Source organism: Bradyrhizobium sp. Ken01, from assembly GCF_055807355.1.
On record NZ_JBVVPC010000044.1, the window covers coordinates 59,041 to 65,884 of the forward strand.

Genomic DNA, 6,844 nt, shown 5'->3' on the forward strand with positions numbered 1-6,844 from the left:
CGCTTCACTCCATCCGGGCTACGAACTGCCCTAAATCTCCAGCTCTGTGCCGAACTCCACCACCTGCTTGGTCGGCACGCCGAAGAACGCGGCGGAGCGTTCGGCGTTGCGTTGCAGGAAGGCGAATACGGTTTCGCGCCAGACCCACATGCCCGGCACGTCCTCGCGCGGGATGATGGTTTCGCGGCCGACGTAATAGGTGATGTCGGAGAGGTCGATGCCGGGGAGCTTGCCCTGGCGGCAGGCCAGGGTCAGCCCTTCGTAGATCGTCGGGTTCTGCATGAAGCCGTAATGCAGGACGACGCGGGTAATGCCGGGAATGATCTCGATCACCTCGATGCGGTCTTCGTCGGCGATGTGAGGAAGTTCCTCGATCAGCACGGTGACCAGGACGATGCGCTCGTGCAGCACGTGGTTGTGCTTGACGAACTGGGTCAGCGCCAGCGGCACGCCGCGGGGCGCCGAGGCCAGGAACACGGCGGTCCCGGGGAGTCTGGCGCTGCACTTGTTGACCGCGGTCTCGATCAGATCCTCTTCGGGCTGGCGCAGCTTCGCGCGTGCCGCTTCGACGAGCTTCACGCCGCTTCGCCAGGTCAGCATCAGGAAGGCGACGAGGGCGGCGAGCATCAGTGGAAACCAGCCGCCCTCGAACAGCTTGATCGAATTGGCCGAGAAGAAGATCACGTCGATCACGAAGAAGAATCCGTTCACGGCCACCACGAGCCATGGCGAATAGCCCCACTGGATCGCGACCAGGGCGGCGAGCAGCGTGGTGATCGCCATCAACAGCGACACCGCGATGCCGTAGGCGCCGGCCAGCGCATCCGAGCTGCCGAAGCTCAGGACGGCGCCGAGCGTTGCGGCGGCGAGCAGCCAGTTCACCAATGGCACATAGATCTGGCCGATCGCGTCGCTCGTGGTGTGACGGATCTGCATGCGGGGCAGGAAGCCGAGCTGGATCGACTGCTGCGTCAGCGAGAACACGCCGGAGATGATGGCCTGCGAGGCGATCACGGTTGCGACCGCCGAGAACGCGACCAGCGGATAGTGCAGGGCGTCAGGACAGAGCTGGAAGAACGGATTTTCGATCATGGTGGGGTCGGTGATCAGCAGCGCGGCCTGGCCGAAATAGTTCAGCACCAGCGCGGGGAGGCAGATCGCGAACCAGGCCAGCCGGATCGGCAGGCGGCCGAAATGCCCCATGTCGGCATACATGGCTTCGCCGCCGGTCACCGCGAGGAAGGCGGCCCCCAGGATCGCGAAGGAGACATGAAAATCCTGGTGGATCAGGAAGTCGAACGCATAGAGCGGGCTCAGCGCCGCCAGCACCGCCGGTGCCTTGACGATGCCATGGATGCCAAGCACTGCCAGCACGAAGAACCAGGCCAGCATCACCGGTCCGAAGATGCGGCCGATGAAGCCAGTGCCCTGCTTCTGCATCATGAACAGTCCGATCAGGATGACGACGGTCACGGGCACGACCGCCGGCGCGAGCGAGGGTGCGTCGACCTTCAGACCTTCGATGGCGCTGAGCACGGAAATGGCCGGCGTGATCGCGCCATCACCGTAGAGCAGGGCGGCGCCGACGAGGCCGACGACCAGCAGATGCGCGCGCCAGGTACCGGGTTGGGCGTTGCGGGCATGCAGCAAGGCCAGCAGGGCGACGATCCCGCCTTCGCCGCGGTTGTCCGCACGCAGAATCAACAGCGCATATTTCAGCGAGATGATCAGCAACAGCGCCCAGAGGATCAGGGAGGCAACGCCCAGAACGGCATCGTTCGTCAATGTGCCGCCGTGGGCGGCAGCCTTGGCGGCTTCCTTCAGGGCATAGAGGGGGCTGGTGCCGATATCGCCATAGACCACCCCGAGGGCGCCCAAGGTCATGGCAAGCGGCAGTGGATCAGGTTGATGGCCGGAGGCGACTGCGGGCGTACTGGACAATGGTAACCCCCCGATGGGTTCGCGCCCGACGGGTCATTCCGGCGGGCGCGAGCATCGGGCAGTCTGCGACGGGACGTCGCAAATATCCATGGGTTATCTTTGCGGTTTATCGTTGGGACTTATCGGGAGGTTTCCTGACGCGAAACTGACAGCCCGCGCTACGGAGTGCGGTTGGCGGTCACGAGGCGGGCCTCGCGGATGTCGGCTTTGGTGCCGGCCTGGCGAAGGCAGGACGCCTCGAAATTCGGCCAGGCCTGCCGCGAGCAGTCCTTGCCGATAGTGCGGATATCGAGCCGGTCGCCCTTGGCGAGCGGTTGCGGCACGCTCGCTTCGACGGTGGGGGCGAAGCCGGGCAGGAGGGTGAGGGCGGCAGCAACACACGCAGAGATGGCGATCGCCGAAAAAGCCTTGATCATGACAGTCCCCTGTGATGCGGCCGCTACGCCCAGTGTGCGGCCCGTCGTTCGTTGGCCAGATTAGTAACCATGGCCAGTTTCCGGACGTCTTCGCGAACGCGGGAAATGGTTTCGTTCGCGCTCCGTTTTGTTTCGTGGCCGCCCTCAGGACGAAACAATTCAGCGCATTCCGACACGGTTTTGCGGAAAAACCGCCAGGGAACCGGACCGGCTTGCCGGGCCGGGCAGGGCGCGGTAGGACGTGGCCATGCCCCGCATTGCCTTCTATCCAGGTTCCTTCGACCCCATCACCAACGGCCATCTGGACGTGGTCCGGCACAGCGTGTCGCTGTGCGACAGGCTCGTTGTCGCGATCGGGGTGCACCCCGGCAAGAAGCCGCTGTTCTCGACCGAGGAGCGGCTCAAGATGCTCCATGACGTCTGCGGGCCGGTGGCGGCCCAGGCCGGCTGCGTGCTCGAAGCCGCGACGTTTGACGATCTGTCGGTGACATCGGCGCGCAAGCACGGTGCGACGATCATGATTAGGGGCCTGCGCGACGGCACCGACCTCGACTACGAGATGCAGCTCGCTGGCATGAACGAGGCCATGGCGCCCGAGGTGCATACGGTCTTCCTGCCGGCTTCTCCCATGGTCCGCCCGATCACCGCCACTTTAGTGCGCCAGATCGCAGCCATGGGCGGGGACGTCTCGGCTTTCGTCCCGCCGCTGGTTGCTGCCCAGCTCAAGGCAAAATTCGCCTGATAACGGCGCGTTTCCTTTCTCATCTCTGATCCGGAGTTATCATGATCCGAATTCTCGCATTTGTTGCCGCGGTTCTGTTCGCGGTGCCGGCCTTCGCGCAAGCCTTGCCGGCCGGCCTCGACAAGGCCAACGCCATCGTCATCGACTCCACCAAGGGCCGCATCGTCATCAAGCTGAGACCGGACCTCGCGCCCCAGCACGCCGAGCGCATCAAGCAGCTCGCGCGCGAGGGCTACTACAACAACGTGCCGTTTCACCGCGTCATGGACGGCTTCATGGCACAGACTGGTGACGGTCAGAACTTCAACGGCACCGGCGGGTCGAAATATCCGAACCTGAAGCAGGAATTCTCCAAGGTGCATTTTGCGCGCGGCATCGTCGGCATGGCCCGGCGCGGCGACAGCGTGGACACCGCCAATTCGCAGTTCTTCATCATGTTCGCCGACGGCGGCAGCCTCGACAACCAGTACACCGTGATCGGCGAGGTCGTGCAGGGCATGGACGTCGTCGACAAGCTCAAGAAGGCGCCTCCCGGATCGAGCGGCGGCGCCGTCACCGACCCCGACAAGATGGTGAAGGTGCAGGTCGCTTCCGACATCAAATAGGAGAGACGATGGCGCGCTGGGGTGGCAAGCTCCTGCTGGTTGCCGCGGTGCTGCTGCTCGGCGTCCCGGTCGCAGTCGCCGCGGACGCACAGGTCAACACCATCCAGGACATCTTCCGGCATCTGCGCACCTGCTGGAAGCCGCCACCCGCCGCCAGGGCCCGCCCGATCGACATCACCGTCGTCGTGAGCTTTAACCGGGCCGGAAACATTCTGGGCCATCCGAGGATTACCTATGAATCCGCGGAGGCCTCCGACGAGGACCGACTGCAATACCGGGTCGCGGTGATGGAGGCATTGCAACGCTGCACGCCGATGCCATTTACCGATGCGATGGCCGGCGCCGCTGCGGGGCGTCCATTCGCGATCCAGTTTCGCAACCGCAAATCTTCACCTGACAGGACTTCACCCCCAACCCAAGAGAGACGAGCATGAGCGCCACCGAAAACACCCTGATCCTCGAGACCACGCAGGGCCCCGTCACCATCGAGATGCGGCCTGATCTGGCGCCCGGCCACGTCGCGCGCATCAAGGAACTCGTGCGCGAAGGCTTCTACGACGGCATCGTGTTCCATCGCGTGATCGACGGGTTCATGGCGCAGACCGGCTGCCCGCAGGGCACCGGCACCGGGGGCTCCGGCAAGAAGCTGAAGGCCGAGTTCAACAAGGAGCCGCATGTGCGCGGCACCACCTCGATGGCGCGCGCCGCCAGCCCGGATTCCGGCGACAGCCAGTTCTTTATCGTGTTCGACGACGCCCGCTTCCTCGACAACCAGTACACGGTGTGGGGCAAGGTCACCGAGGGCATGGAGAACGTCGACAAGATCAAGCGCGGCGAGCCCGTGCAGAACCCCGACAAGATCGTCAAGGCGCGGATGGCGGCGGATAAGGAGTAAGCGTTCAACCCTCATCCTGAGGAGCGCGGAACGCGCGTCTCGAAGGATGAAGGCCCCGCTGCTGCAGCTCGGCCTTCATGGTTCGAGACGGCGCTACGCGCCTCCTCACCATGAGGGTCCAACTGTACGGCCCCGAGCACGCGATGCGCACCGACCTCTTCGATTTCCACCTGCCGCCCGAGCGCATCGCGTTGCGCCCGGCGAGCCCGCGCGACTCCGCGAAGATGCTGGTTGTCGATCACGGCACGTTGCGCGACCAAATCGTCGCCGATCTGCCGCAATGGCTGAGGCCGGGCGACCAGCTCGTCGTCAACGACACCAAGGTGATCGCGGCGCAATTGAGCGGCCGTCGCATCGGCCGCGAGACCGAGCCAAAGATCGAGGCAACGCTGATCAAGCGCCTCGACGGCTCGCGCTGGCAGGCGCTCGTGAAGCCTGCCAAAAAACTCACAGCCGGCGACCGCATCCGCTTCGGCAATGAGGGCAAGGTCTGCCTGCTCGGCCATCTCGACGCCGAGGTCGAGGCCAAGGGCGTGGAAGGCGAGGTGACGCTGTCATTTTCGTTTCACGGCCCGACGCTGGATCAAGCCATCGCCGATCTCGGCAGCCCGCCGCTGCCGCCCTACATCGCCTCGAAACGTACGCCTGACGATCGGGATCTCGCCGACTACCAGACCATGTTCGCGGCGAATGAAGGCGCCGTTGCCGCGCCGACAGCCGGCCTGCATTTCACGCCGGCGCTGGAGCAGGCGCTGCACGCGCGTGGCGTCGGCATCAACCGCGTCACGCTGCATGTCGGGGCAGGGACCTTCCTGCCGGTGAAGGTGGACGACACCGAAGGCCACAAGATGCACGCCGAGTGGGGCACGCTCTCGGCCGAGACGGCGGAACGGCTCAACACCGCGCGCAAGAACGGCGGCCGTATCATCGCGGTTGGCACCACGTCGTTGCGCCTGCTCGAGAGCGCAGCCGGCGAGGACGGCACCATTGAGCCGTTCGCCGCCGAGACTTCGATCTTCATCACTCCCGGCTATCGCTTCCGCGCCGTCGATATTCTACTGACCAATTTCCATTTGCCGAAATCGACACTGTTCATGTTGGTGTCGGCGTTCTCCGGGCTGGAGACGATGCAGCAGGCCTATGCACACGCGATCGCGACCGGCTATCGGTTCTATTCGTATGGCGATGCGTGTTTGTTGTTCGGGCGAGCGGTAGGGTGGGTTAGCGAAGCGTAACCCACCACTGTTTGTCTCCGCGGAAGCGAAAGAGGCGGGTTCGCCAAGCGGACTGCGCTTCGCGCAGCCGCCTGGCTAAGCACCCTACGATACCCGCTACGCCATCTGCCGCTGCGGCAGGAGCTCCGCGATCTGCACCGCGTTGAGTGCAGCGCCCTTGAGCAGCTGATCCGCCGCCACGAACATCGAGATCGAATGCCCGGAGGGGTCGCTGAGGTCCTTGCGGATTCGGCCGACCAGGACGTCGTCCTGACCCGAGGCGTCGATCGGCATCGGAAAGTAGTTCTTGGCACGGTCGTCGACGATCTTGACGCCGGGCGCTCGCGCCATGATGGCGCGGACCTGGTCCTCGGTGATCGGCTTCTCGCATTCGAAGGTGATGGCCTCGCAATGAGCCCGCAGCACCGGCACGCGCACGCAGGTGACGCCGATCGCGATCTTGTCGTCCTCGAAGATCTTGCGGGTTTCGTTGATGACCTTGGTCTCTTCGTCGTTGTAGCCGGTGTCGGGGTCGATCGCCGTGTTGTGGTTGAAGAGGTTAAAGGCGTAGGGATGCGGCATCACCTTCGGCGTATAAACCTGCCCGTTGAGGTTGGCGCGGGTGGACTCGACCAGCTCGTCCATGGCGGCAGCGCCGGCGCCGGAGGCCGCCTGGTAGGTCGAGATGATCACGCGCTTGATGCGGTTGTTCTGGTGGATCGGCCACAGCGGCACCAGCGCCGTAATGGCGGCGCAGTTCGGGTTGGCGATGATGCCCTTGTGGTCGCGGATGCGGTTCGCGTTGATCTCGGGGATCACCAGCGGCACGTTCGAGTCCATGCGGAAGGCGGAGGAGTTGTCGACGACGACGGCACCCGCCTTGACCGCGATCGGCGCGTACTTCTTGGAGATGCTGCCGCCGGCGGAGAACAGGGCGATGTCGACGCCTTCGAGGGCGCGTTCGGTCAGCTCCTCGATGACGACGTCTTGCCCGCGGAACGACACCGTCTTGCCGGCCGAGCGGGCGCTGG

8 protein-coding genes are annotated in these 6,844 nt (G+C 64.6%); 5 read left to right on the top strand and 3 right to left on the bottom strand.

Translation table 11 applies throughout. The annotated features are described in order from the left end of the window. Positions 1-30: 30 nt before the first annotated feature. Positions 31-1,884: a potassium transporter Kup gene (locus tag AC0L3S_RS31140; RefSeq protein ID WP_473283477.1), complete on the bottom strand. Its 1,854-nt coding sequence runs from the start codon at positions 1,882-1,884 to the stop codon at positions 31-33. A gap of 215 nt (positions 1,885-2,099) precedes the next feature. Then, a complete protein-coding gene (locus AC0L3S_RS31145; RefSeq protein WP_473266511.1) occupies positions 2,100-2,357 on the bottom strand; it encodes a hypothetical protein in 258 nt (85 codons plus the stop codon). Positions 2,358-2,604: 247 nt separating this feature from the next. On the opposite strand from AC0L3S_RS31145, the gene coaD reads away from it, so the two are divergent. The 5 genes from coaD (at position 2,605) to queA (ending at position 5,834) form a co-directional block, all read left to right on the top strand. After that, positions 2,605-3,099 (top strand): pantetheine-phosphate adenylyltransferase, encoded by a 495-nt coding sequence (gene coaD / locus AC0L3S_RS31150; RefSeq protein ID WP_007610644.1) that lies wholly within the window; start codon positions 2,605-2,607, stop codon positions 3,097-3,099. A gap of 41 nt (positions 3,100-3,140) precedes the next feature. Then, positions 3,141-3,704, top strand: coding sequence for a peptidylprolyl isomerase (locus AC0L3S_RS31155; RefSeq protein WP_473283466.1), 564 nt, complete (start codon positions 3,141-3,143; stop codon positions 3,702-3,704). Between the two features lie 8 nt (positions 3,705-3,712). After that, on the top strand, positions 3,713-4,138 hold the full coding sequence (locus AC0L3S_RS31160; RefSeq protein WP_473283468.1) for a hypothetical protein: 426 nt from the start codon (positions 3,713-3,715) through the stop codon (positions 4,136-4,138). Further along, complete coding sequence (locus tag AC0L3S_RS31165) at positions 4,135-4,599, top strand: peptidylprolyl isomerase (protein WP_473266507.1); 465 nt, start codon at positions 4,135-4,137, stop codon at positions 4,597-4,599. Before AC0L3S_RS31160 ends, AC0L3S_RS31165 begins: the two co-directional genes overlap by 4 nt. Before the next feature lie 143 nt (positions 4,600-4,742). Then, complete coding sequence (gene queA / locus AC0L3S_RS31170) at positions 4,743-5,834, top strand: tRNA preQ1(34) S-adenosylmethionine ribosyltransferase-isomerase QueA (RefSeq protein ID WP_473283479.1); 1,092 nt, start codon at positions 4,743-4,745, stop codon at positions 5,832-5,834. Between the two features lie 96 nt (positions 5,835-5,930). Here queA and AC0L3S_RS31175 read toward each other — a convergent pair. Beyond that, a partial coding sequence (locus tag AC0L3S_RS31175) for an aspartate-semialdehyde dehydrogenase (protein ID WP_473283471.1) occupies positions 5,931-6,844 on the bottom strand: 914 nt, incomplete at its 5' end.

What these genes read in the sequence shown, in the direction of transcription:
- AC0L3S_RS31145 (WP_473266511.1), bottom strand. Translation starts at nt 2,357, where the DNA reads ATGATCAAGGCTTTTTCGGCGATCGCCATCTCTGCGTGTGTTGCTGCC.
- AC0L3S_RS31140 (WP_473283477.1), bottom strand. Translation starts at nt 1,884, where the DNA reads ATGACCTTGGGCGCCCTCGGGGTGGTCTATGGCGATATCGGCACCAGC.
- queA (WP_473283479.1), top strand. Translation starts at nt 4,743, where the DNA reads ATGCGCACCGACCTCTTCGATTTCCACCTGCCGCCCGAGCGCATCGCG.
- AC0L3S_RS31155 (WP_473283466.1), top strand. Translation starts at nt 3,141, where the DNA reads ATGATCCGAATTCTCGCATTTGTTGCCGCGGTTCTGTTCGCGGTGCCG.
- AC0L3S_RS31160 (WP_473283468.1), top strand. Translation starts at nt 3,713, where the DNA reads ATGGCGCGCTGGGGTGGCAAGCTCCTGCTGGTTGCCGCGGTGCTGCTG.
- AC0L3S_RS31165 (WP_473266507.1), top strand. Translation starts at nt 4,135, where the DNA reads ATGAGCGCCACCGAAAACACCCTGATCCTCGAGACCACGCAGGGCCCC.
- coaD (WP_007610644.1), top strand. Translation starts at nt 2,605, where the DNA reads ATGCCCCGCATTGCCTTCTATCCAGGTTCCTTCGACCCCATCACCAAC.